Genomic DNA, 24808 nt, shown 5'->3' with positions numbered 1-24808 from the left:
GCAGATGTAAATTCGCTAACTGACCCACCGCCTTCGCGAGCAAGCCCGCTCCCACATTTGATCTTCACAGTCTGACGGATCAGTGTTTAAGCGGAAACTCCTGGTCCCGCTCGGAAAGCTCCTTCCCGTCATCTGGATGCTTCCAGGTCTGTGGCTTTTCTTCCTCACGTCGCCGAGGCTGCTCAGCCTTTGGCGCTTCCCGTGGTTTCTGTTCGTCAGTCATGTCCACCTCCTGTCCTTAAGAATGGGTCGCACCTTCAAGCATAGAACAGGGCCGACCTTTTCGACGGGGCTGACAATTGATAGCCAGCACGCATCAATCCATCCAAATTTGTCACTTATCATTTCTAAATGTGTCAGCCACTATCCTAGGTCTTAGGCGAAACAAGCACTTTAAAAAGAACGCTGGAGACACAAAACCATGACTAGCCCTACCAGGCCCGACGCTGCCCGCTCGAAAGTTGGCGCGGTATTTCGCGTTACTTCGGGCAACTTCCTCGAACAGTTCGACTTCTTCCTGTTCGGTTTCTACGCCACCTACATCGCTGCCGCGTTCTTCCCCGCCGCTAATGAGTTTGCGTCATTAATGATGACCTTCGCCGTGTTTGGCGCGGGCTTCCTGATGCGTCCACTGGGCGCGATCATTCTGGGTGCCTACATCGATGACGTCGGCCGCCGCAAAGGGTTGATCGTGACCCTGTCGATCATGGCCAGCGGTACGCTGCTGATCGTGCTGGTGCCGGGTTATCACACCATTGGCTTGTGGGCCCCGCTGCTGGTGCTGCTGGGCCGCTTGCTGCAAGGCTTCTCGGCCGGTGCGGAACTCGGCGGTGTGTCGGTGTACCTGGCGGAAATGGCCACCCCGGGCCGCAAAGGTTTCTACACCAGCTGGCAGTCGGGCAGCCAACAGATCTCCATCGTGGTCGCCGCCGCGCTGGGTTATGGCCTGAACGTGTGGATGGAACCTGCCGTGGTGGCCGATTGGGGCTGGCGCATTCCGTTTGCCGTCGGTTGCGTAATCATTCCGTTTATCTTTGTGCTGCGACGCAACCTGCAGGAAACCGAAGAGTTCGCCAACCGCAAGCATCGCCCGACCATGCGCGAAGTGCTGGCCACCCTGGTAACGAACTGGACCGTGGTCATCGGCGGCATGCTCATGGTGGCGATGACCACCACCGCGTTCTACCTGATTACCGTGTACGCGCCGACCTTCGGCAAGACCGTGCTGCAACTGAGCACCTCCGACGCATTGCTGGTGACCTTGCTGGTGGCCGTGTCGAACTTTGTCTGGCTGCCCATCGGCGGCACCCTGAGCGACCGCTTCGGCCGCAAGCCGGTGCTGATCGCCATGACGACGCTGACTGTTCTGACGGCTTACCCGGCGCTGTCCTTCGTGGTGAACGCCCCCAGCTTTGCCCATATGCTGGAGACCCTGCTGTGGTTCTCCTTCCTCTATGGCCTGTACAACGGCGCGATGATCCCGGCCCTTACCGAGATCATGCCGGTGGAAGTTCGCGTGGCAGGCTTCTCCCTGGCCTATAGCCTGGCGACCGCGATCTTCGGCGGCTTCACCCCGGCGATCTCCACCTGGTTCATCCACATCACCGCAGACAAGGCCTCGCCGGCCTACTGGATGATGTTCGCGGCGGCCTGCGCGCTGTGCTCGACCCTGGCCCTGTATCGCCGCGCCAACATGCGCGGCCAGGTGATGCAGGAGGCTTCGTAATGCAGCTCATGCCCCTGATGGCCCTGGCTTTCGGCGCGTTGACGCTGACGGCCCAGGCCGAAGAGCTCAAGGTGATGACTTCCGGCGGTTTCACCGCTGCCTATAAACTGCTGGGCCCGCAATACGCCCAGCAGAGTGGCGACACCTTGGACACCATCCTCGGCCCGTCGATGGGCAAGGCGCCGGAAGCGATTCCCAACCGCCTGGCCCGTGGCGAACACGCAGACGTGGTGATTATGGTCGGCTATGCCCTGGATGATTTAATCAAGCAGGGCAAGGTCGACAAGGCCTCCCGCGTGGAACTGGCGGACTCGCGCATCGGCCTGGTGGTGAAGGCCGGCGCGACCAAGCCGGCGATCGGCACCGACGCCGAGCTCAAGGCGGTACTGAGCCAGGCCAAGTCCGTGGCGTATTCGGACAGTGCCAGCGGCGTGTATGTGCAGAAGGAGTTGTTCCACAAACTCGGCATGCCGGCCAAGGGCAGCATGATCGAACGCATCCCGGTGGCCTCCGTAGTGGCCAAGGGGGACTACGAAGTCGGTCTGCAGCAGGTCGCGGAATTGTTACCGGTGCCGGGAGTGACTTACGTCGGCAAGATCCCGGAAGACGTGCAGTCCGTGACGCGTTTTGCGGCCGGTATTCCGGTCAACGCCGAACACCCGGCCGAGGCCAAGGCGCTGCTGCAATTCCTCGCCTCGCCCGCAGCGCAACCGGTGGTGCAGTCCACCGGGCTGGACTCAGTGTCACGCTGACCGAAACGGCATCTCCCGCACCAACCGCTCCAACTCCAGCGCCGCCGGTGGCAACGTCCGCCCGCGGCGCTTAATCAAGCCCACATTGCGCATCACGTGCGGCTCCACCAGCGGCACGCTGACCAGAATCGGGTGCTCGTTCGCCGGCATGGCAATCGACGGCACCATCGCCACCCCGAGCCCCGCCTCCACCAGACCGATCATGGTGGTTACGTGGTGCGTCTCGCAGATGCTCGGCTTTTTCACCCGCACGCCACGCAGCGCCTGATCCAGCAGGAAACGGTTGCCGGAGGTCTTGTCCACGCTGATGTAGTCGTGCTCGTAGGCTTCGGCCCAAGGCACGCTTGCGCGCCCGGCCAACGGGTGATCGCGGCGACAGGCCAGCACGTAGCGCTCTTGCAACAGCAGCTCGAACTCCACTTCGTCGGCCAGGCTGCCGCTGAAACTCACGCCGAAATCCGCCTCGCCACTTTCCACCGCATTGCACACCTCGCCGGCACTGGCATCCAGCACACGCACGCGAATCTTCGGATACAGCTTGTGGAATTCGGAAATCACGTGGGGCATGAAGTAATACGCGGTAGACGGCACACAGGCGATGGTGACATTGCCCATGCGCGTGGAGGCCACATTACTGATGCCCATCAAGGCAATGTCGAGGTCATCCAATAATCTTTCCACTTGCGGGAGAAAAGCGCGTCCCACCATGGTCAGACTCACACGCCGGGTCGTGCGCTCGAACAACTTCACGTCCAGGGCCGATTCCAGCTTTTCGATGCGTCGGCTCAGCGCCGGCTGGGAGATGCGAATCGCCTCGGCGGCGCCGCGAAAGCTGCCTTTGTTCACCACGGCGCGGAAGGCTTGGAGGTCGTTGAGGTCGAAGTTGATGATCACGGGGGGTCACTGGCTGATCGAGGGAATATAACTATAGTAACCGAGCCCCAGCGCCCTCGCGCAGTGCGCCCGTGTGCGTCAAGCGACGGGCACCTTCGAAACAAATTAAAACAGTTGAAATTAGTATAAATTGCGCAGCACCTCATAGGCATCCAAGGAGCTTTCCCCATGGCAACACTTCACGCGAACACCGTCAGCGCACTACAGGCCAGCAAGTCTGAATTGTCGACAGCCTGGGTCAAAAGCCTTGAAGCCTCCGGAGCCACGCGCAACCTTAAAGAAGAAGACATCAAACAGCAGGCCAACGAGTTTCTCAGCCTGCTGACCGGTGTGCTGCAACACAGTGGTTCGCAAAACATCAACCAGGAATGCTGGGCAGAGACCCGGGTGTTCCTGGAAAAACTCTCCCACAGCCGCGCATTGCTCGGGCATGACTCCCAGCAAACCGCCAGTTTCATCTTTGCCCTCAAAGGCCCGCTGTTCGCCTTGCTGCAACGCGAATACGCCGCGCAACCGGCGCAATTGGCCGAACAGCTGTGGGAGATTTCCGAACTGCTGGATGCCCTGGGCATGCACACCATCCGCACCTTCCAGAAGTCCCGCGAGTCGGTAATCAAGCGCCAGCAGGAAGAACTGCTGGAGCTGTCCACCCCGGTGGTGAAACTGTGGGATGGCGTACTGGCGCTGCCGATGATCGGCACCCTGGACTCCCAGCGCACCCAAGTGGTCATGGAGTCGCTGCTGCAGCGCATCGTCGACACCGGCGCGGAAATTGCCATTATCGACATCACCGGCGTACCGACCGTCGACACGCTGGTGGCCCAGCACCTGCTCAAGACGGTCACGGCCATCCGCCTGATGGGCGCTGACTGCATTATCAGCGGTGTACGCCCGCAAATTGCCCAGACCATCGTGCATCTGGGCCTCGACCTTCAGGGCGTCATCACCAAGGCCAACCTGGCGGACGCCCTGGCCCTGTCGCTCAAGCGCCTGGGCGTTACCGTAACCAAGGCCGTTTGAGTATGGAGCGCATCCCTATTCTGCAAATGGGCGAGTTCTTGCTCGTGACCATTCAAGTGGACATGCACGACCAACTCGCACTGACCTTGCAGGACGACTTGTCTGAACGCATCAGCCGCACCTCGGCGCGCGGTGTGTTGATCGACATCTCGGCGCTGGACATGGTCGACTCGTTCATCGGCCGCATGATCGGCACCATCTCCGGCCTGTCGCGCATCATGGACGCCCAGACGGTGCTGGTGGGCATGCAGCCCGCCGTGGCCATTACCCTGGTGGAACTGGGCATGACCTTGCCAGGGGTCGCCACTGCGCTGAATGTCGAGCGCGGCATGAAACTGCTGCGCGACCGGGTAGAACACTCATGACCCCAGCCAGCAGCGGCACCCATCCCGTGCTGATAGAACAGGACGTTGTGCTGGCTCGACAATTGGTACGCAAACTGGCCCAGGACTGCGGCATGCGCTTGATCGACCTGACCAAGCTGGTCACGGCAGTGAGCGAGTTGGCGCGCAACACGGTGGTCTACGGCGGTGGCGGTTACATGGACTGGGCGGTGATCGAGAAAGACCATCGCACCGGCGTGCGCCTGACCTTTCGCGATGAAGGCCCCGGGATTCCCGACCTCAAGCTGGCGATGACCGACGGTTGGACGTCCGGGAGCGGCCTGGGCCTGGGACTCACCGGGGCCAAGCGCCTGGTGGAAGAGTTTGAGCTGGATACCGCGCCAGGCCAGGGTACCCGCGTGACGATCACCCGATGGGCCTGAACATTCCCAGTGCCCTGACGCACGTATTGTTGATTGAAGACACAAGCCAGATCGGCCACGCTCGGCGAACGGCGCAAAAGCTCGCCGAACAATTGGGCTTCGACGAAGCCGATGCCGGACGCGTGGCCTTGGTGGCCACGGAACTGGCCAGCAATATCCTCAAGCATGCCGAGCATGGCGCGCTGCACCTGCGGGCCACGGGCAACGGCGGCGTGGAGCTGCTGGCGGTCGACCGCGGCCAGGGCTTTGAGTTGAATAACTGTCTGGTGGACGGTTTTTCCACCGGCGGCACCCAAGGCATTGGCCTGGGCGCCATCTCGCGCCAGGCCCAGGTTTTCGATGTGCACGCAAACCCGCGTGGCACGGCGATCCTGGCCAGGTTGTGGCCGCGTAACGCGCCAGTGAACGATGTTCGCTACGGCGTCAGCCAGCATTCCCTGCACAACGACCCCCACTGCGGCGATGCCTGGCACTTGGCAATCGAGCCTGGCCGGTTCAGCGTACTGGTGGCCGACGGCCTGGGCCACGGTGAGCTGGCGGAGCACGCCGCCAAGGCCGGGGAACAGGTGTTCGCACAGGCGGCCTTCGTCGATGCGACGGTGTTGATGAACGACATGCATGTCGCCATGGGCGGCACCCGTGGCGGCGCCATGGCCGTGGCCCAATACGATGCTCTCGCGGATAACCTGCGCTTTACCGGCGTGGGCAATATCGGCGCCAGCCTGATCGGCCCGGACAAGTCGCGCGGACTAGCGTCTCACCCCGGCATTGTCGGCGTGCAATTTCGCAAGGCACACCCCTTCGACTACGCTCAAGTGGCGGGCCAGTTGCTGATCCTCTACAGCGACGGCCTGCAATCACGCTGGAATCTTTCGGATTACCCCGGGCTCGCCCACCGCCATCCGGCCCTGATCGCCGCCATCCTGCACCGTGACTTCTGTCGCGGCCGGGATGACGTTACCGTCTTCGTGATTGCCCTGGAGGCCATTGATGGCTGAAACCACCGCCTCGCTCACCGCGCAAATCGAGCGCCTGCGCCAAGAGGCAGACGCCCTGCGCACGGAATTGGACGAGACCAACCAAGGCGTGTTGGCGTTGTATGCCGAACTGGACACCCAGGCCGACCAACTGCGCCAGGCGTCGGACCTCAAGAGCCGTTTTTTGTCGTACATGAGCCATGAGTTTCGCACCCCCCTGGGTTCGATCCTGAGCATCACCAGCCTGCTGGCCGATGAGCTGGACGGCCCATTGAGCCCGGAACAGCACACCCAGGTCGGGTTTATCCGCAGCTCCGCAGGGGAATTGCGCGAAATGGTCGACGACTTGCTCGACCTGGCCAAGATCGAAGCCGGGCGCATCACCATCTCCCCGGCGTGGTTCGATATGTTCGACCTGTTCTCGGCCTTGCGCGGGATGTTCCGCCCGATTGCCGATGCGTCGTCGGTGGACTTGATCTTCGAAGAGCCCTCCGGCCTGCCCAAGCTCTACACCGATGACAAGAAGCTGGCGCAGATCCTGCGCAACTTTATCTCCAACGCGCTGAAATTCACCCAGCACGGCGAAGTGCGGGTGTCGGCGCGCATGGAAAACGCGCATGAAATCCGCTTTGCGGTGCAGGACACCGACCTGGGCATCCCCGCCGAACTGCATAACAACCTGTTTGAGGATTTTTCCCAAATCGACTCGCCGCTGCAAAAACGCCTGCGCGGCACGGGCCTGGGGCTGTCGTTGTGCAAGCGCTTTGGCGAACTGCTCGGTGGTCGGGTGGGGGTGGAAAGTACCCTGGGCGCAGGCTCGCTGTTCTTTGTGATCATTCCTTTTTCCATTGCCAGCGAGAAAGTCGATGAAACGTGAGATTCAGTTACTGATCGTCGACGACAACGCCGCCACGCGCTACGCCTTGCGGCGGCGCCTGGAACGTCATCACTACCAGGTATTGGAGGCCGGCACTGGCCAGGAAGGCCTGGACCTGATCGCCTCGGCAACCATTGACGCGCTGATCCTGGACGTGAATCTGCCGGACATGAGCGGCTTCGATATCGTGCGCCGCCTGCGCGCCGACCCCACCACCGCCCCCCTGCCTGTGGTGCACGTGTCAGCCGCCTCCATCGAGACCGGCGATATCATCACCGGCCTGGACGCCGGGGCCGACGCCTACCTGATTCACCCGATCGATCCCGAGGTGCTGTTGGCAACCTTGCGCACCTTGCTGCGGGTACGGGACACCGAATACGCGCTGCGCGAGAGCGAGGCACGGTTTCGCGAGATCTTCTTCAATATCAGCGCGCCGATTGCGGTAATGGATGCGCAATTGAAGGTTCACGAATGCAACCACGCCTTCGCCCAGCTGATTCACGACAACCTCAACCCGGACGCCCTGCTCGAATGCTTCGCGGCCGATCAATACTCGGTCATTCAGGAACTGTGCCTGCGCCTCACGGCCGGTGAGCGCTGGAAGGGCACGTTGCAGATGACCGTCGATGGTCAGTTGCGGGAAACCGAATGGCAGATTTCGCCCTACCGCCGTGCCGACCTGAGCTTGGTGTTTGTCGAGGACGTGACCGAACATCGCCATCGCGAACGCCACCAGCAGGCCGAACTGGCCAACGCGGCCAGCCAGTTGGCGCGCACTGAAGCGCAGTTGCTCCAGGCGCAGAAGATGGACGCCCTGGGCAAGCTCACCGGCGGTATCGCCCATGACTTCAATAACCTGCTGACGGGGATCATCACCAGCCTGGAACTGATAAAAAGGCGCATCGACAGCCAGCACACCGAGAAAGTCCTGGGTTATGCCGACGCCGCCCTTAGCTCAGCCTTGAGCGCCGCCGGCCTGACCAACCGCCTGCTCGCTTTCGCCCGCCAGCAGCCGTTGGACACGAGGCCCATCGATATCAACGCGCATATCGGCTCGCTGGAGGAGTTGCTGGTGCGCACCATTGGCGAAAATATCGCCCTGAAGCTGGAGCTCACCACACACCCCGCCGTGGCCATGGTGGACCCGATCCAACTGGAAAGCGCGGTATTGAACCTGGTGATAAACGCCAGGGATGCATTGCCCCAGGGCGGCAATATCTGGGTCACGACGTACCCTGCGTATTCCAACGGCAACCTCAAGCTGGAAAACGGTCCTTACGTGGCCTTGTCGGTACGGGACAACGGCGTGGGCATCGAACACAGCGTGATCGATAAAGTCTTCGACCCCTTCTTCACCACCAAGCCCGTGGGCCAGGGCACCGGGCTGGGCCTGTCGACCATCTACGGTTTTGCACGGCAATCCGGCGGCGATGCGCAAATCCGCAGCGTGACCCGTCAGGGTACCGAAGTGACCATCATGCTGCCCGCCGCCGAAGGGCCCGTTACCCCGACCACCAAAACCTTGGCGCCGCCAGGCGTAAACAACGGTGAACATATCCTGATCGTCGAAGACATGCCGTCGGTGCGCAGCTTTGTTGCCGAAGTACTGATCGATGCCGGCTACGTATGTAGCTTGGCAGCCGATGGCGACGAGGCCATTGCCCTGTTGCGCGCTGAACCTACGATCAAATTGTTGCTCACCGATGTGGGCCTGCCCTATATGACCGGCCGCGAACTGGCAGACCACGCCCGAAGCTTGCGCGATGACTTGCCGGTGCTGTTCATGACCGGGTACGCCGAGAATGCGGCGAACCGCCAGAACTTTCTGGGTGAACGCATGGACCTGATTACCAAGCCGTTTCATATCGATGAGCTGCTGGAAAAAATCCGCCAGGGCCTGGAACCCCGGCCCTGAACCTGGTTGGCAGGGAACAAAGACGCGTGAAGTTGTGGAGCAGGCTTGATAGGGTGTTCGGCCTTGCGACTGACCACTGGCTTTGATCGATGACCCGACCGTTAAACAAGCACAGCGCGCTGCGATTCTCGCTGTGCGCTTTTGGCCTGCTGTGCGTGGCAACCTTAGGCTTTTTCGCCTGGCAGAGTTACTACCCCGTCAGCGCAGCGGCGGGGTGGAAGGTGCGGGTGGTGCACGCCGATGTGCCCAAGGCCGCGTCCTTGATGCCCGAGGCGGACGGCTCGCTGGTGGTCAGCCAGGAACTCGACAAGGGCAAGGGCAGCATCGTGCGCATCCACCCCGACGGATCGCGTGAGGTGGTGGTGGCCCACCTGTCAAAACCCGACGGCATGGTGCCAACCCGTGGCGGTTGGGTGTTCAGCCAGGAGTCCGCCGACTTGCCCGTCAGTTTCTACAAGGACGGCGTGGTTACCGAACTGTTCAAGGGTGACAGCGTGCAAGGTCTGTGGGTCGAGGGCGACGATCTGTATGCCATCGAAGATCGCAAGCCGGCCGGGCGCCTGCTGCGTTACCGCTGGAGCGACCAGTCGCTGAGCGTAGTGCGCGACCAGGTGCAGGAAGGCGAAGCCATCGTGCGCTGCACGGACGGGCGCCTGCTCTACAACGAAAAAAACAAGGGCGTGGTGCGCGAGCTGACCGCCGACGGCAGCGACCCGGTGGTGCTGAGCAACTTGAACCAGCCGACCTTCCTGATGTGCGACGAGCGCGGGCTGTGGATCAACGAAGACGCCACGCATCGCGCGCGGTTGCTGCTGATTGATAAGCAGGGGCGCCAGCAGACCATTCTGTCGTTCCTCAAAGCCCCCCAGTCGATTGTGCCGAGCGGGCGTGGGACGTATCTGGTGGCCGAGGGTGGGAGGAGTCGGGTGTTGGAGTTGACGCCTGAGTAGCGGCGGCCCGCGGCGCAGATCACGGCGGCTGACATTGCGACGCTGGCTAGGTGTCAGCGTTTCGCTGGCGCAAGTGGGAAACGAGTAGTCATAAATATCAATAAGTTATTTGTGCTACTCACGAGCACAACACCGGCGAACGACAATACTGAGAACGTCGAAAACTTCTCCCCAAGTCGGTTTGAAATGGAAAAAACTCTACTCGCTTTTGTACTGTTCACCTGCCTGGCTGGCTGTGTCGGTGCGCAACTTTCAGTTCCCGATCAAAAAAACGAAGCCGTTCCAGATCACCGGGAATCATCCGCGAAAGAAACCGAACGCGAATGGTGTGGCATGACCCTTTGGGTTGGGTTGCCACTTCCGTTGAAACTGCCCGTTTGCCACTCACGACCGCCTCCGTCCTACCTGTACGCATGCGGCCCTTTCATGTTCCTGGGGCCGATCATGCATAGCTACGAGGGAAATTTCTTATGTGGAAAATTTCTTTGATAGCTACAGGCAACAAGAAAAAATGGCTGTACTAGCCCCCCCGCTTGCACAAGTCCCATCGCGGGACTAGGATCCTCCAATGAGAATTATCGCGATCAGCCAACTCAAGGCGTTTTGGCAGAAGTACCCTGATTCTGAACAGCCACTACTCGCCTGGATAGACGAAGCAAAAAACGCCGACTGGTCCGACCCGACAGACATCAAGGAGCAGTTTCGAAACGCCAGCATTCTCAAGAGCCGAAGGGTTGTCTTCAATATCAAAGGCAACGATTACCGGCTTGTGGTCGCTGTGGCTTACCGCTACGGAGCCCTCTATATCAAGTTTGTCGGCACGCATAAGCAGTACGACACGATAGACGCCGATACCGTTGAAACGGAGTAACCCATGAATATCCGACCTATCCACACTGAGCAGGACTACAAAGACGCGCTCAAGTCTGTTTCCCCGCTATTCGACAATGAGCCCGAGCCCGGCACACCGGAGGGTGATTATTTTGATGTAATGATCACCTTGATCGAGGCCTATGAGGCGAAACACTTCCCCGTGGACCTCCCTAACCCGGTCGATGCCATTCGTTTCAGAATGGAACAATCCGGGCTATCGGCAGCCGATCTTGTGCCTGCGATTGGTCGTCAAAACCGGGTGTATGAGGTGCTGAATGGCAAACGAGCACTGACATTGCCAATGATCTGGAAGCTGCACGAAATGTTTGGAATTCCTGCCGAAAGCCTGATAAAGCCGGTAAAACACGTCCCGGGGTAGATGTGGAAACGATGCCTCCGGTTTGTATTGGGTCAAGTCCCCTCCCCAATTACCAATCCAACAATTGGCGCACTTCGCAAGTCAACTGGCCCCCTCTTGCTAGTGTAGAAGCCCCCTCCTTCGACCATCCTTCGTGCACTGGCTAACTCAAGCGTCCCCCACGAAGAGGTGTTCACATGTCCAAGATCTGGTTTATCACCGGCAGTTCCCGTGGCCTTGGCCGCGCCATTACCGAGGCAGCGTTGCGCGTCGGTGATCGTGTGGTTGCCACGGCACGCAATCTGCGCCAATTGGATGATTTGGTCGCCGAGTACGGCACGGCGATTTTCCCCGTGCAGTTGGACGTGACCGACAACCAACAGGTCTTGCACGCTGTCGACGCTGCGGTGTCGCGTTTCGGCCGCCTGGATGTGGTGGTCAACAATGCAGGCTACGGCGATTTGGCGTCGGTTGAAGATGTGACGCTGGACGATTTCAAGGCGCAGATCGAGACCAACCTGTATGGCGTGGTACAGGTGACCAAGGCCGTGGTGCCGGTGTTGCGCGGCCAGGGCAGCGGGCACATCTTTCAGGTATCGTCCGTGGGCGGGCGTATTGGCATGGCGGGGCTCGCGGCTTATCAGAGCGCGAAGTGGGCCGTCAGCGGTTTTTCGACCGTGCTGGCGCAAGAGGTAAGCCCGCTGGGGGTGCAAGTGACGGTGTTGGAGCCGGGCGGCATGCGCACAGACTGGGCAGGCTCTTCCATGACCATCCGACCGATCAGCGAGCCTTACCAGCAAAGCGTCGGCTTCCTGGTTGACCTGCTCAACTCCCCTGGCATTCTACCGACCAGCCCGGCGCGGGTTGCCGAGATCGTGATTGAATTGGCGCTGGCCAACGATGCTCCCCTGCGCCTGCTGATCGGCAGCGATGCCGTGCACTACGCCGCCATAGCGGCGGAAGACTTGGCCGCCTCCGACGAAAAATGGCGTGATCTCAGCGTGTCGGCCTCTGACTGACTTGATCGTTTGAAACAAAAGGTGACCCATGCCTGACGCACGCCAATCGCGCTTCACTATTTCGGACGTCTTCTGGCAGGCCCTGAAAGCCATCGGCCTCGAGCCAGCGGCGGTGTTGCGTCAGGCCCGGCTGCCCGGCACGCTCAACTTGCATGCACACAGGGACCGTCGCCAAGTCAGTACCGAGGAGTTTTTCCGTTTGTGGGAAGCCGTCGCGGCGCTCAATCCGAACCCGGCCGCCGCGATCCTGATGGTCACCCAACTGGATAGCGCCACACTGCCACCCTCCAGCTTTGTGGCATTTATCGCCCGCGACTTTCGCGATGGCTTGCACCGCCTCGCACGTTTCAAGCAGCTGTGCACACTTGAACGCTTACAGGTCACAGAAACAGGCACCACCTGCACCGTCACTATCGATTGGCTGCGCACCCAAGCCCCGCCTCCTACGCTTTTGATCGACGCGGCATTTGCCACATTCGTCGAGTTGGGCAGACGGGGCTCCAGGGTGCATGTCATCCCGCGCCGTGTCGAACTGGCTCGACCGCACAGCGGCGATAACGCGTTAGCCGATTTTTATGGCTGCACCGTACGCTACGGCGCCGAGCGTAATGCCCTGATATTTGACGCCGCCGATCTGAAGCGCCCTTTCCCCAGCCATAACCCCGAACTGCTCGACATGCTCAATCCGGCCCTGGTCGCCGCGTTGGCCGAAGCCACCGCGCCGTCCACCATCAGCCTTCAAGTGAAAAGCGCCCTCAAGCGCACCCTCGCCAGTGGTCGGCCGGAGATGGCCGAGGTGGCGCGGGAAATCGGCATGAGCGAGCGCACCTTGCAACGGCGTATGACCGAAGAAGGCACGAACTTCCGCCAACTGATGCTGGAAACGCGCCAGGCGATGGTGCGCCACCTGCTCAGTGAACCCTCGGTTGAAATCGACGAGATTGCCTGCCTGCTGGGCTACGAAGACACCAACTCGTTTTATCGCGCGTTTCGCGCCTGGGAGGGCACGACTCCGGCGCGCTGGCGGGCGTCATACCTCACGACGCCTCACTGAATCAGCTCACGCGAACGCAATAGCGCCTGGCCAGACACTTCGCATCGATAGCACTGATGATTACTATCGAAACGAGCGCCTGCCCGATATTCGCCAGCGATTCCTATAATCGCCCCCTGACTCCCTCCCCTCGTCTGGCTTCAGGCGACATTCATCTTGGAACCCAACCCCATGCCAAGCGCCAGCCAGGCCCCTAGCGGCCTTCCCGAACATAATCAACAAAGCGTCAAACAGCAGTGGCTGGCCATTCTCTCGGTGGCCGTGGGCGCCTTCGCCCTGGTCACTAGCGAATTTCTGCCGGTAGGCGTGCTCAACGACGTCGCCAGCGACCTCGGCATCAGTGCCGGCCATGCAGGCCTGATGGTGACACTGCCCGGCATCATGGCCGCCCTCGCCGCGCCTTTGCTGTCGGTTTTTATTGGCACCATGGATCGTCGCTACCTGCTTATCAGCCTGACGCTGATCATGATCGTCGCCAACTCGGTCGTGGCCTTCGCCAGTGACTTCAACCTGCTGCTGTTCGGACGCGTGCTGCTGGGCATCAGCATCGGCGGCTTCTGGGCCACGGCGATCGCACTCAGCGGCCGCCTGGCGCCCAAGGGCGTGGGTGTCGCGAAGGCGACCTCGATCATCATGATGGGCGTGACCCTGGCCACCGTGCTGGGCGTGCCCGTGGGTACCTGGCTGAGCGGCCTGATGGGCTGGCGCATGACCTTCCTGGTCACCGCGCTGGTGGGCGTGCCAGTGCTGCTGGCGCAAGTGTTCCTGCTGCCCCGCCTCACCCCGGAAAAGGCCATTCGTGTCAGTGACCTGCCCGCGTTGTTTATCAACCCACAAGCGCGGGTTGGATTGATCGCCGTGTTGCTGATCGGCCTGGCGCACTTTGCCGCCTACACCTACGTCGCACCTTTCTTCAAACAGAGCGCCGGCTTCGATGGCCCAACGATTGGCTCGCTGCTGCTGCTCTACGGCGTGGCTGGCGTATTGGGCAATATTTTTGCCGGCTTCGCCGCCAACCGCAGCGTGCGCAACACCTTGCTGCTGGTGGCACTGATGATCGGCACCAGCACCGCCCTGTTCCCCCACTTCGCCACCGGCATGACCGGCGCCGCGATGCTGATCGCGCTCTGGGGCTTCGCCTTCGGCGCCTTCCCGGCGTGCGCCAGCATCTGGATGTTTGTCGTCGCACCCAAGGACGTCGAACGTGGCATGCCGCTGTTCGTTGCCCTGTTCCAGGTGATTATTGCCCTGGGCTCGTTCTTTGGCGGGCGCATCGTCGACCAGATGGGCAGTGCGGTGCTGCTGAGCCTGGCCACGGTGTTGGTGGGTGCGGGGTTTGTGACGGTACTGGTGTTGGGGCGCAAGGTGAGTAATAGCTTGGTGGCTCAGCCGGCCTGAGCAGAAAGTCACCTACTAAAGGGCCTGCTGAGCTTTACGTTCAGCAGGCTTTTTTTGTTTCGGCCCATCAATATTTTGGAAAAACGTCGTAATAAGAATCCGCAGGATGAAGCTTGTGCACTCAAGCCCCTGGGCTAGCCTCGAAAGAGTCGCCGACGTGGCGACAGGCTAATAAGGAGCTTGTATGCCAACAAAGTATCGTGACGCGGTTACAGGGGAATATGTGACAGAGGGAGAGGCCAAGAAGCGACCGAGGGAAACGGTGAAGGAAACGGATAAAAAGCCTTCGGCAAAGCCTAGGGACAAGAAATAGATTGATCGTTCCCATGCTCTGCGTGGGAATGCTCACTGTGACGCTCTGCGTCACCATTGCGCAGGGCCTGAGTCTGGCGCTGCCTGGCGGGACGCGGAGCGTCCCAAGAGGCGTTCCCACGCGGAGCGTGGGAACGATCAACAAAAAAGCCCCGTAGCTTATTCAGCTACGGGGCTTTTTCTATGTAATGGCGGAGAGATAGGGATTCGAACCCTAGGTACCGGTGAAGGTACAACGGATTTCGAATCCGTCCCATTCGGCCACTCTGGCATCTCTCCAACGGCGCGCATCATAACAGCGTGGTTCAGGAAAGCAAAGCTCGAAACGAGATTTTTTTCCGTGCTATCAGATGCTTGCGTCGATTAAAGCGGTACGCCGAGACGATTGGCGACTTCTTCGTAAGCTTCGATGACGTCACCGAGGCCTTGGCGGAAGCGGTCTTTGTCCATCTTCTTCTTGGTGTCCTTGTCCCACAGGCGGCAGCCGTCCGGGCTGAATTCGTCGCCCAGGACGATGGAGCCGTCGTGGAATACGCCGAATTCGAGTTTGAAGTCCACCAGCAGCAGGCCGGCGTCGTCGAACAGCTTGCTCAGCACGTCGTTGACCTTGAGGGACAATTCCTTCATGCGCGCCAGTTGCTCAGCGGTGCCCCAACCGAACGCCACGACGTGGGATTCGTTGATGAACGGGTCGCCCTTGGCGTCGTCCTTCAGGAACAGTTCGAACGTGTAAGGATTGAGCTTGAGGCCCTCTTCCACGCCCAGGCGCTTGACCAGGCTGCCGGCGGCGTAGTTACGCACGACGCATTCGACCGGGATCATGTCGAGCTTCTTCACCAGGCACTCGTTGTCGCCCAGCAGTTTGTCGAATTGGGTCGGAATACCGGCCTCTTCGAGTTTCTGCATGATGAAGGCGTTGAACTTGTTGTTCACCATGCCCTTGCGGTCCAGCTGTTCGATGCGCTTGCCGTCGAACGCCGAGGTGTCGTTGCGAAACAGCAGGATCAGGCGGTTGGCGTCGTCGGTCTTGTACACCGACTTGGCTTTGCCGCGGTAGAGTTCTTCACGTTTTTCCATGATGGGCTCCGCTTTGAGTGAGGTGGGCTAGGCGATGTGTCGCCAGTCGAGCCCTGAATCTTGATCGGCCAGTTGCAGCCAGTCCGGGTCGCACCCGAGGGTGTCGACAAAACATTGCCGGGCAAGCGTCGGCAGGTTGTTCTTGCTGCTCAAGTGGGCCAGGACCAGGTGTTGCAGGTCTTGCCAGCCCAACTCGTACACCAGGTACGCCGCCTGGTGGTTGTTCAAATGTCCCAGTTCGCCGCCAACCCGTTGCTTGAGAAAGCGCGGGTAATGACCACGCGCCAGCAGGTCTCGACAGTGGTTGGACTCGATCATCAACGCATCGAGGTCACGGTAACCGTCCAGTACCTTGGAACAGTAGGAACCCAGGTCGGTAAGCACGCCGAAACGTCGCTCTCCGCCACTGAAGACATACTGCGTCGGTTCATGGGCATCGTGGGCGACGGCAATCACATCAATGCTCAAGGCACCGATTTGCAGTTGCTCACCACCGGCCAGGAAACCTGCGGGTTCTATGGGTTTGCGCATCCCGCGCAAGGTGCCGCGACTGAGGTACACCGGAAGATTGTAGCGCCGAGACAGCAAACCCACGCCATGCACGTGGTCGGCATGTTCGTGGGTCACCAGTATCGCGCTCAGCTGCGCGGGGTGAACCCCCAGGCGCAGCAGGCGTCGCTCGGTCTCTTTCAAGGAGAAACCACAATCCACCAGCACATACGTGTCGTCATGTGCGACCAGCGTGCCGTTCCCTTGGCTACCGCTGCCGAGAACGGCAAAACGCATCGGATCAGCCCAGGTTGTCCTGAATCACACCCAACACTTTGCGCGCTGTTTCAGCTGGCGCGACGGTATTGATGTTTTTCTCGACGGTGACTTGCACGCTTTCGCCAACCTTGCTCAAACGAACCTGGTAGCGCTCGGCGCGGGTCTCGACTTCTTCCTTGGTCGGCTTGCTGCCGAACAGCTTGCCGAAGAAACCTGGCTCGTCGTCTTTACGCTCGGCCTTTTCGGCCACGTTGATGTAGTAGAGGCCCAGGCTGCGGTTGATGTCTTCAACACGCCAAGGGCCCTGCTCCAGGGCGCGACCTACGCTGGCCCAGGCACGGTCGAGGTCTTCGCCGAGGTTCAGCACCACGTTGCCGCTGCCGTCTTCGGTGAGGCTGACACGGCTCGGGGTGTCGTAGTCACGCGCGGCGAGCAGGGAAACCGAACCGCCCTTCTCGGAGATACGGCTCATGCTGGCCAGCATCTCGTCAACCAATGCCGAGTCGACACCGGTGTTGACCGAACGGTTGGTGAAATCAACATTGGCCGTGCTGCCGGCAGGACGCTCGGCGCTGACCACGTAGACTTCACTGGTATTACGCTGCACGCCTGGCTCGATGCGCACACGCACACGGGCTTCGCTGTCGGCGGCGACACCACCGGCTTGCAGGCGCTTGGCCATGGTGGCGGACAGTTCGCTGCCCTGCTGCCATGCCGTGGTGAACTCGCCAGTCTGCGGGCGCTGCTGGTCGATGCGGAAACCGTTGTCCTGGAAGAACTGTACGGCCACCGGCCAGACTTCGGCAGGTGGACGCTGCGCTACGATCCAGCGCGAATCACCGCTTTTTTGCAGGCTGTAGTCGCTGGCATCCGCCACGGCCGAGATCGGCTGTGGACGTGGCACGACGTACTCACCCTTGGTGGTGTCGTCGGCAACGTTGCGCGGGATCGGCAGCAACGGGTCAAGGCGCTTGGCGACGTTGACGTCCGGCGGCAATTGCATCGGTTTGGTTGCTTGTGCTTCCAGGTAATCGCTGCCGCGGTCACGGAAGTAGCCTTCCGGGCCCCAGATCCAACCGCAGCCACTGGTGCTGGAGATAATCAAGGCAAGTGCGGAAAGTCCGGCCAATCGCTTCATGCGTAGTGCTTCCTCAATTAAACCAGGACGCCGGACTGGCGCAGGGCCTGTCGCAGCGGTTCGTGACAGGCTTCACTGAGACGGGTGAGCGGCAGACGGATACCGTCCGGCATCAGGCCCATTTCAGTCAGCGCCCATTTCACGGGAATAGGGTTGGATTCGATAAACAGTGTCTTGTTGAGCGGCATCAGCTTCTCGTGGATCGCACGCGCGGTCACGGCGTCACCGGCGATGGCGGCGGCGCACATTTCGCTCATGGCACGTGGGGCCACGTTGGCGGTCACGGAGATGTTGCCCTTGCCGCCCAGCAGGATCAGCTCGACCGCCGTGGCGTCGTCACCGGAATACAGCAGGAAATCGCTGCTCACACCGGCCAGGATGTCCTTGGCGCGCTGCAGGTCGCCGGTGGCTTCCTTGATACCGATGATGTTCGGCACGGTGGACAGGCGGATCACGGTCGCGGCTTGCATGTCGCACGCGGTGCGGCCTGGAACGTTGTAGAGGATCTGCGGGATATCAACGGCTTCGGCAATGGTGCGGAAGTGTTGGTACAGGCCTTCCTGGGTCGGCTTGTTGTAGTACGGGGTCACCAGCAGGCAGGCATCGGCGCCGGCCTTCTTGGCGTTTTTGGTCAGCTCGATCGCTTCACGCGTCGAGTTGGCGCCCGTACCGGCGATCACGGCAATGCGGCCCGCAACGCGCTTGACCACGAATTCGATGACCTGAATGTGTTCTTCCACATCGAGGGTGGCCGATTCACCTGTGGTGCCGACGGCCACAATGGCGTTGGTGCCTTCTTGCAGGTGGAAGTCCACCAGTTTGCCCAGGCTGTCCCAGTCGAGATGACCTTGTGCATCCATGGGTGTGACCAGTGCCACCATACTGCCCGCAATCATGCAACCGCTCCTGCCGGAAAAAGAGAGCCGTAATGGTACTGGCGCCAAGATGCTTGCACAAGCGAAGTACCGCCTGAGGATGCGTTCTGGCGCAACTTAACGACGGGCAATGCCATCATTGGGCCAAAGCCTGCCTTCAAGAGGGTCGAAATCCAGCCGTTCACGCAATGAAAACGCCACCTCCTAGCCCTTGGCTGCGCTTTTCGCTACCCTTCAGCCTTTGATCGATACAGCCCACGCGGTATCGACCGCTCATCGCTTTAGGAAGGCTGCATGTCCACCCCCACAGTTCGCGAACAATTCCTTGTTATCAGTGCCCTCGGCGCCAACCCCATGGAGCTGACCAACGTCCTGTGCCGCGCCAGCCATGAGAACCGCTGCGCCGTCGTGACCTCCCGCCTGACCCGCCACGGCGAGTGCAGTGCACTGGTCTTGCAGATCTCCGGTTCCTGGGACGCCCTGGCGCGCCTGGAAACCGGCCTGCCTGGCCTGGCCAAGAAACACGATTTCACCGTCAACGTGGTGCGCAGCGCCGCCCTGGAAAACCGCCCGCAGGCCCTGCCCTATGTGGCCTATGTCAGCTCGGCCTACCGCTCGGACATCGTCAACGAGCTGTGCCAGTTCTTTATCGACCATAACGTCGAACTGGAGAACCTGACCTGCGACACCTACCAGGCGCCACAAACCGGCGGCACCATGCTCAATGCGACGTTCACCGTCACCTTGCCGGCCGGTGTGCAGATCAGCTGGTTGCGCGATCAGTTCCTGGACTTCGCCGATGCGCTGAACCTCGACGCACTGATCGAGCCTTGGCGCCCTCAGAACCCAATGTAAGGAACGCTCCATGCCGGTTGTCATCGACACACCCGTAGCCGATTTCGAAGCCCAGGCCACCAGCGGCCAGACCTTCAGCCTCGCCGCCCTCAAGGGCAAGCAAGTGGTGATCTACTTCTACCCGAAGGACAGCACGCCGGGCTGCACCACCGAAGGCCAGGGTTTCCGCGACAGGTACGCGGCATTCAAGGCGGCCAATACTGAAGTGTTTGGCGTGTCGCGGGACAGCGTGAAGTCCCACGAGAACTTCAAGGCCAAGCAGGAGTTCCCCTTCGAGCTGATCAGCGACAAGGACGAAGCGGTTTGCCAGCTGTTTGATGTGATCAAGCTGAAGAAGCTGTATGGCAAGGAATACCTGGGCGTGGACCGCAGCACGTTCCTGATCGATAAGGATGGCGTGCTGCGTCAGGAATGGCGCGGTGTGAAAGTGCCGGGCCACGTGGATGCTGTTCTGGCAGCAGCCCAGGCGCTGAACAAGGCATAAATTGTGGCGAGGGAGCCTGCTCCCGCTGGAGTGCGAAGCGCTCCCGGCTTTTTTGGGGCTGCTGCGCAGCCCAGCGGGAGCAAGCTCCCTCGCCACGGAGTGCCCTACCGTTACAGCAGGGGTGCTACCACGGGTTCTTGCCGTGGCCACGCATCCAGCACCGCCTTGAACAGCGTCGCCAGGGGGATCGCAAAGAACACCCCCCAGAATCCCCACAACCCGCCGAACAACAACACCGCGCAAATGATCGCCACCGGGTGCAGGTTGACCGCCTCCGAGAACAGCAAGGGCACGAGCACGTTGCCGTCCAGGGTCTGGATAATCCCGTAGACCGCCATCAGGTAGATGAACTGGTCGCTCCAACCCCACTGGAATAGCGCGATCAACGTCACCGGCACCGTCACCACCACCGCGCCCACATAGGGCACCACCACCGACAACCCCACCAGCAAGGCCAGCAGCGCGGCGTAGTTCAGGTCCAGGGCGATGAAGGCGATGTAGGTCACGCCGCCGCAGATGATGATTTCGATGACCTTGCCACGGATGTAGTTGGCGATCTGCCGGTTCATTTCCTCAGCCACTCGGGTAATCAACGCCCGTTCGCGCGGCAGGTAGCCGCGTACCCAGCGCCCGATCATGGCGCGGTCCTTGAGGAAGAAAAACACCAGGATCGGCACCAGCACCAGGTAGATCATGATGTTCACCAGCAACGGCAAGCTGGACAGGGAAAAGGTCAGCGCCCATTGCCCGAACTTTCCGATCTCGCCGCGCGCCACTTCAATGGCCTGCAACACCTGCTCATCCGACACCAGGTGCGGGTAACGCTCCGGCAACAGCAGCAACAACGACTGCCACTTGGCGAGCATGCCGGGCAGTTCATTGAACAGGGTGATTAGTTGGTGCCACAGCAACGGCAGCACCACCACGATAAACAGCACCAACAGCCCCATGAACAACGCGAACACCAGCCCCACCGCCGCGCCGCCCGGCAAGCGCAAACGCTCCAGGGTGGTGACCAGGCCCTGCATCAGGTAGGCCAGCACCATCCCCGCCAATACCGGCGCCAGCATGCCGCCCAAGGTGAGCACCGCCGTAAAGGCAAGGAACAGCAGGACCGCCAGCACCACCGCTTCTTCATCGGAGAAGTAGCGCTGAATCCAGTCTCGTAACACTTTGAACATCAATCAACCTCGGCGTGGTGGGGCTATTTTTTCAGGCCTTGCGCAACCAGTAACGGTACACACCGGCGGCGTCTTCTTCGTGCAACAGGGTATGACCGGCCAACCTGGCAAACGTCCGGAAATCACGTTGGGAGCCTGCGTCCGTGGCGATGACCTTGAGCACTGCGCCGCTGGCCAAGCGATTGAGTTCCAGCTTGGCCTTGAGCAAGGGCAACGGGCAATTGAGGCCGCTGGCATCGAGTTCGGCATCGAAGGCTACAGCGTCGGTCATGGTTTTACTCCGGGCATCCGTTTGGGCTGCTTAGAATATCTGGTCCGAAGCTCAGTGTCCGGCTACAGTAAGCTCTTTGTCGAAAGGCTCTGTGCATGACTTTTTTGCGCCCCACCCTGCTGACGCTGGCTTGCCTGCTGGCCTCCCCAGGCTTCGCTGACGACCTGCCGTCACTTGGCGACGCCAGTTCTGCCATTGTCTCGCCACAACAGGAATACCAACTGGGCCGTGCGTGGCTGGCCTACCTGCGCGGCCAGGTCTCACAGCTCAACGACCCGCAACTCAAGGATTACGTCGAAACCAGCGTCTACAAACTGGTGGAGACCAGCCAGGTCAATGACCGGCGCCTGGAGTTCATCCTGATAAACAGCCCGCAACTCAACGCCTTTGCGGCGCCAGGCGGGATCGTCGGGGTCAACGGCGGCCTGTTCCTCAACGCACAGACCGAGGGGGAATACGCCTCGGTACTGGCCCACGAATTGGCTCACCTGTCGCAACGCCACTTCGCACGCGGCGTGGAAGCACAACAGCGCATGCAAATCCCGATGATGGCCGCCCTGCTCGGTGGCATCATCGCCGCTGCCGCCGGTGCAGGCGACGCCGGCATTGCCGCGATTGCCGGCACCCAGGCCGCCGCCATCCAGGAACAACGCCGCTTTTCGCGCCAGAACGAGCAAGAGGCTGACCGCATCGGCATCCTCAACCTGGAAAAGGCCGGCTACGACCCACGCTCCATGCCGTCCATGTTCGAACGTTTGGGGCGCCAATACCGCTTTGACGCCAAGCCGCCGGAATTCCTGCTGACGCACCCGGTGACCGAATCGCGGATCGCCGACACCCGCAACCGCGCCGAGCAAGCCAAGCCTGGCGGCAAGGAAGACAGCCTGCGCTATCAACTGATCCGCGCACGGGTACAGTTGCAGTACGAAGACACCTCAGGCCTAGCCGCCAAACGGTTCCAGGCGCAATTGGACGAGAACCCGAAAAACGATGTGGCGCGCTACGGCCTGGCCATTGCTCAGATCAAAGGCTCCCAGTTCAAACAAGCGCGGGAGAACCTGACGGCGCTGCTTGCCAAGGCGCCGAACGACATTACTTACAACCTGGCGCTGATCCAGCTGGAAATCGACAACAACCATCTGCCCGATGCCCAGCAGCGTACCGATCGAATGCTGACCCAGTATCCCGGCAATTACCCGCTGAATCAGATCCGGGTTGACCTGCTGCTCAAGCAGAACCGCACCGCCGAGGCGGAGAAGGCCTTGGACGGCCTGCTTAAATCCCGTCCCGATGATCCCGATGTCTGGTATCAGGTCGCCGAAACGCGCGGACTGTCCGGCAATATCATCGGCCTGCACCAGGCACGCGCCGAGTACTTTGCACTGGTGGGCGACTTCCAGCAGGCCATTCAACAGCTGGACTTCGCCAAGCGCAGGGCGGGCAGCAACTTTCCGCTGTCGTCACGCATCGACGCGCGCCAGCGTGAGCTGATCGAACAGGAACGCCTGGTGAAAGGGATGATGAGCTAAACCCATCGCCCACAAAAAAGCCCCGCCTTCGTTAACCGAAGGCGGGGCTTTTTATTGGGCTAGCGGATTACTCGGCCAGCTTGAAGGTAATGAAGCTGGCACGTCCCTGACGCAACACACGCATCGACACCGAGCGATTCTTCGGCAGCGCCTTGGCGATGTCGGTGAATTGCTTGGTGCTGTCGATCGCCTGATTGTTCAGGTGAGTGATGACGTCACCTGGCTGCAGGCCGATCAGGGAAGCAGGGCCGTCCTGCACTTCCTTGATCACCACGCCACTCTTGAGGTCGAAGCTCTTCTTCTGCTCAGCCGTCAGCTCCACCACGGCAATACCCAGGCGGTTGCTGCTGCGCTCGGCGCCCGGCTTGGCGTTACCCAGGGCATCCAGCGTGGCGCCTTCCTCAGGGATGGCACCAACAGTCAGCTCAACGGTCTGGCGCTTGCCTTCGCGAATCACTTCCAGCTTGGCCTTGCTGCCGGCCTTGAGTGCGCCGACCAGATGGGGCAGATCCGCCGACATGACAATCGGCTGGCCGTTCATGGTCAGGATCACGTCACCCACCTGCAGACCACCTTTGGCCGCAGGACCGTCGTCCTGGATCTGTGCAACCAGGGCACCGGCTGGCTTGTCGAGGCCAAACGACTCAGCCAGATCCTTGTTCACTTCCTGGATCACCACGCCCAACCAGCCACGGCTGACCTTGCCACCGCTTTTCAGCTGGTTGGAAACGTCCATGGCCACATCGATAGGGATGGCGAACGACACGCCCATGAAGCCACCGGAACGGGTGTAGATCTGCGAGTTGATCCCCACCACTTCGCCGGCGAGGTTGAACAGCGGACCACCGGAGTTGCCCGGGTTGATCGGCACGTCGGTCTGGATGAACGGCACGTAGTTCTCGTTCGGCAGACTGCGGCCAATGGCGCTGACGATGCCTTGGGTCACGGTGTGGTCAAAGCCAAACGGCGAACCGATGGCGACCACCCACTGCCCGGCTTTCAAGTCCTGGGATTTACCCAGTTTCAGCACGGGCAGGTCTTTGCCTTCGATCTTCAGCAAGGCCACGTCGGAGCGCGGGTCAGTGCCCACCAGCTTGGCTTTCAGCTCACTGCGATCGGCCAGGCGAACGAGGATCTCGTCAGCGTCGGCAATCACGTGGTTGTTGGTGAGGATGTAGCCATCCGGCGAGATGATGAAACCCGAGCCCAGGGACTGGGCCTCACGCTGGCCACCGCCACCGCGTGGGGAACGCTGTTGCGGCATGCCGCGCTCGAAGAACTCGCGCAGCATCGGCGGCAGGCCTTCCAGGTCTGGCATCTGCTGGTTGGAGACTTTGCGATCCGGCAGTTTCTGCGTGGTACTGATGTTCACCACCGCAGGCGAGGCCTGTTCAACCAATTGGGTGAAGTCAGGCAGCTCGGCCGCTTGCGCAGGCAAGGCCTGGCCCAGCACCAATACCGTGGCGACGATGGATAGATAAGACTTCAAACGTGGTATCGACATACAGCTCCCGTTACGACGAGCAGGGTTGAGCGACAGGGTTCAAGAAACGCCGAAAACTGCGACCGACATTTTTGTTCCGCGAACAAAGCAAGGCCAGGGCCGACAAGCCCTGACCTATAAAAAACATGGGGGATTTTTGCAAGTGAAAATGCTGATCCATTCATTTCATGCTCTCGGCAACCGACCCGGCATGGGCTCCACAGTGAAAGCTCAGGATGAACATAGGATTAACAAC

The 24808-nt window shown here is 60.7% G+C and carries 26 protein-coding genes and 1 tRNA gene; 17 read left to right on the top strand and 10 right to left on the bottom strand.

Translation table 11 applies throughout. From position 1 onward, the window contains the following. Positions 1-79: 79 nt before the first annotated feature. Positions 80-223, bottom strand: coding sequence for a hypothetical protein (locus NUV89_RS03420; RefSeq protein WP_257780296.1), 144 nt, complete (start codon positions 221-223; stop codon positions 80-82). A 198-nt stretch (positions 224-421) separates the two neighbouring features. On the opposite strand from NUV89_RS03420, the gene NUV89_RS03415 reads away from it, so the two are divergent. Together NUV89_RS03415 and NUV89_RS03410 are read left to right on the top strand one after the other, a co-directional pair. Further along, positions 422-1726: an MFS transporter gene (locus NUV89_RS03415; RefSeq protein ID WP_257780295.1), complete on the top strand. Its 1305-nt coding sequence runs from the start codon at positions 422-424 to the stop codon at positions 1724-1726. Then, complete coding sequence (locus tag NUV89_RS03410; RefSeq protein WP_257780294.1) at positions 1726-2478, top strand: substrate-binding domain-containing protein; 753 nt, start codon at positions 1726-1728, stop codon at positions 2476-2478. Before NUV89_RS03415 ends, NUV89_RS03410 begins: the two co-directional genes overlap by 1 nt. On the opposite strand, the gene NUV89_RS03405 is transcribed toward NUV89_RS03410, so the two are convergent. Continuing rightward, complete coding sequence (locus NUV89_RS03405) at positions 2470-3372, bottom strand: LysR family transcriptional regulator (RefSeq protein ID WP_257780293.1); 903 nt, start codon at positions 3370-3372, stop codon at positions 2470-2472. The genes NUV89_RS03410 and NUV89_RS03405 overlap by 9 nt on opposite strands. 168 nt (positions 3373-3540) lie before the next feature. Between NUV89_RS03405 and NUV89_RS03400 the strand changes: the two genes are divergently transcribed. The 12 genes from NUV89_RS03400 to NUV89_RS03345 all read left to right on the top strand — a co-directional run bounded on the left by NUV89_RS03400 (position 3541) and on the right by NUV89_RS03345 (position 14579). Beyond that, a complete protein-coding gene (locus tag NUV89_RS03400) occupies positions 3541-4392 on the top strand; it encodes an STAS domain-containing protein (RefSeq protein WP_257780292.1) in 852 nt (283 codons plus the stop codon). Positions 4393-4394: 2 nt separating this feature from the next. After that, the gene (locus NUV89_RS03395) at positions 4395-4757 is read left to right on the top strand and encodes an STAS domain-containing protein (protein ID WP_017254285.1); all 363 of its coding nucleotides are present in this window, start codon (positions 4395-4397) and stop codon (positions 4755-4757) included. Beyond that, positions 4754-5158 (top strand): ATP-binding protein, encoded by a 405-nt coding sequence (locus NUV89_RS03390; RefSeq protein WP_257780291.1) that lies wholly within the window; start codon positions 4754-4756, stop codon positions 5156-5158. Before NUV89_RS03395 ends, NUV89_RS03390 begins: the two co-directional genes overlap by 4 nt. Then, positions 5149-6156 carry an ATP-binding protein gene (locus NUV89_RS03385; RefSeq protein ID WP_257780290.1) on the top strand — a complete coding sequence of 336 codons (1008 nt, stop codon included), beginning with the start codon at positions 5149-5151 and terminating at the stop codon, positions 6154-6156. The genes NUV89_RS03390 and NUV89_RS03385 overlap by 10 nt, the downstream gene beginning before the upstream one ends. Beyond that, a complete protein-coding gene (locus tag NUV89_RS03380) occupies positions 6149-7012 on the top strand; it encodes a sensor histidine kinase KdpD (protein ID WP_257780289.1) in 864 nt (287 codons plus the stop codon). The genes NUV89_RS03385 and NUV89_RS03380 overlap by 8 nt, the downstream gene beginning before the upstream one ends. Further along, complete coding sequence (locus tag NUV89_RS03375; RefSeq protein WP_257780288.1) at positions 7002-8927, top strand: response regulator; 1926 nt, start codon at positions 7002-7004, stop codon at positions 8925-8927. Before NUV89_RS03380 ends, NUV89_RS03375 begins: the two co-directional genes overlap by 11 nt. Positions 8928-9016: 89 nt before the next feature. Then, positions 9017-9877, top strand: coding sequence for a hypothetical protein (locus tag NUV89_RS03370; RefSeq protein WP_257780287.1), 861 nt, complete (start codon positions 9017-9019; stop codon positions 9875-9877). A 568-nt stretch (positions 9878-10445) separates the two neighbouring features. Further along, positions 10446-10748, top strand: coding sequence for a type II toxin-antitoxin system HigB family toxin (locus NUV89_RS03365; protein ID WP_257780286.1), 303 nt, complete (start codon positions 10446-10448; stop codon positions 10746-10748). Positions 10749-10751: 3 nt separating this feature from the next. Continuing rightward, on the top strand, positions 10752-11129 hold the full coding sequence (locus NUV89_RS03360; protein ID WP_017736322.1) for a type II toxin-antitoxin system HigA family antitoxin: 378 nt from the start codon (positions 10752-10754) through the stop codon (positions 11127-11129). Between the two features lie 176 nt (positions 11130-11305). Further along, a complete protein-coding gene (locus NUV89_RS03355; RefSeq protein ID WP_257780285.1) occupies positions 11306-12127 on the top strand; it encodes an SDR family NAD(P)-dependent oxidoreductase in 822 nt (273 codons plus the stop codon). Positions 12128-12155: 28 nt separating this feature from the next. Beyond that, positions 12156-13181 (top strand): AraC family transcriptional regulator, encoded by a 1026-nt coding sequence (locus tag NUV89_RS03350; RefSeq protein ID WP_257780284.1) that lies wholly within the window; start codon positions 12156-12158, stop codon positions 13179-13181. 171 nt (positions 13182-13352) lie between these two features. Beyond that, the gene (locus NUV89_RS03345; protein WP_257780283.1) at positions 13353-14579 is read left to right on the top strand and encodes an MFS transporter; all 1227 of its coding nucleotides are present in this window, start codon (positions 13353-13355) and stop codon (positions 14577-14579) included. A 501-nt stretch (positions 14580-15080) separates the two neighbouring features. Here the strand turns inward: NUV89_RS03345 and NUV89_RS03340 are convergent. The 5 genes from NUV89_RS03340 to dapA all read right to left on the bottom strand — a co-directional run bounded on the left by NUV89_RS03340 (position 15081) and on the right by dapA (position 18770). Continuing rightward, positions 15081-15170, bottom strand: a tRNA-Ser gene (locus NUV89_RS03340). Between the two features lie 84 nt (positions 15171-15254). After that, positions 15255-15968, bottom strand: coding sequence for a phosphoribosylaminoimidazolesuccinocarboxamide synthase (gene purC, locus NUV89_RS03335; RefSeq protein ID WP_003172493.1), 714 nt, complete (start codon positions 15966-15968; stop codon positions 15255-15257). A gap of 27 nt (positions 15969-15995) precedes the next feature. Beyond that, the gene (locus tag NUV89_RS03330) at positions 15996-16754 is read right to left on the bottom strand and encodes an MBL fold metallo-hydrolase (RefSeq protein WP_257780282.1); all 759 of its coding nucleotides are present in this window, start codon (positions 16752-16754) and stop codon (positions 15996-15998) included. A 4-nt stretch (positions 16755-16758) separates the two neighbouring features. After that, entirely contained in the window at positions 16759-17874 is a 1116-nt protein-coding gene (gene bamC, locus NUV89_RS03325; protein ID WP_017736331.1) for an outer membrane protein assembly factor BamC, read from the bottom strand. Between the two features lie 17 nt (positions 17875-17891). Continuing rightward, positions 17892-18770: a 4-hydroxy-tetrahydrodipicolinate synthase gene (dapA, locus tag NUV89_RS03320; RefSeq protein WP_017736332.1), complete on the bottom strand. Its 879-nt coding sequence runs from the start codon at positions 18768-18770 to the stop codon at positions 17892-17894. Positions 18771-19043: 273 nt separating this feature from the next. On the opposite strand from dapA, the gene NUV89_RS03315 reads away from it, so the two are divergent. Then, positions 19044-19604: a glycine cleavage system protein R gene (locus NUV89_RS03315; protein ID WP_003189463.1), complete on the top strand. Its 561-nt coding sequence runs from the start codon at positions 19044-19046 to the stop codon at positions 19602-19604. Positions 19605-19614: 10 nt separating this feature from the next. Then, positions 19615-20088: a peroxiredoxin gene (locus tag NUV89_RS03310; RefSeq protein WP_257780281.1), complete on the top strand. Its 474-nt coding sequence runs from the start codon at positions 19615-19617 to the stop codon at positions 20086-20088. A gap of 110 nt (positions 20089-20198) precedes the next feature. Here NUV89_RS03310 and NUV89_RS03305 read toward each other — a convergent pair whose 3' ends face one another. After that, positions 20199-21269: an AI-2E family transporter gene (locus NUV89_RS03305; protein WP_124525840.1), complete on the bottom strand. Its 1071-nt coding sequence runs from the start codon at positions 21267-21269 to the stop codon at positions 20199-20201. Between the two features lie 31 nt (positions 21270-21300). Next, positions 21301-21540 carry a sulfurtransferase TusA family protein gene (locus NUV89_RS03300; RefSeq protein ID WP_064451315.1) on the bottom strand — a complete coding sequence of 80 codons (240 nt, stop codon included), beginning with the start codon at positions 21538-21540 and terminating at the stop codon, positions 21301-21303. A 95-nt stretch (positions 21541-21635) separates the two neighbouring features. On the opposite strand from NUV89_RS03300, the gene NUV89_RS03295 reads away from it, so the two are divergent. After that, positions 21636-23069, top strand: a complete 1434-nt coding sequence (locus tag NUV89_RS03295; RefSeq protein WP_017736335.1) for a M48 family metalloprotease — start codon at positions 21636-21638, stop codon at positions 23067-23069. Positions 23070-23136: 67 nt separating this feature from the next. Here NUV89_RS03295 and NUV89_RS03290 read toward each other — a convergent pair whose 3' ends face one another. Next, positions 23137-24573 (bottom strand): DegQ family serine endoprotease, encoded by a 1437-nt coding sequence (locus NUV89_RS03290; RefSeq protein WP_257780280.1) that lies wholly within the window; start codon positions 24571-24573, stop codon positions 23137-23139. Between the last annotated feature and the right edge of the window lie 235 nt (positions 24574-24808).

This window comes from Pseudomonas sp. 18.1.10, from assembly GCF_024655625.1.
In the GTDB taxonomy this organism is placed as follows: domain Bacteria; phylum Pseudomonadota; class Gammaproteobacteria; order Pseudomonadales; family Pseudomonadaceae; genus Aquipseudomonas.
Note: the sequence above shows the minus strand (reverse complement) of the source record. Positions and strands in the feature narration are given on the sequence as shown.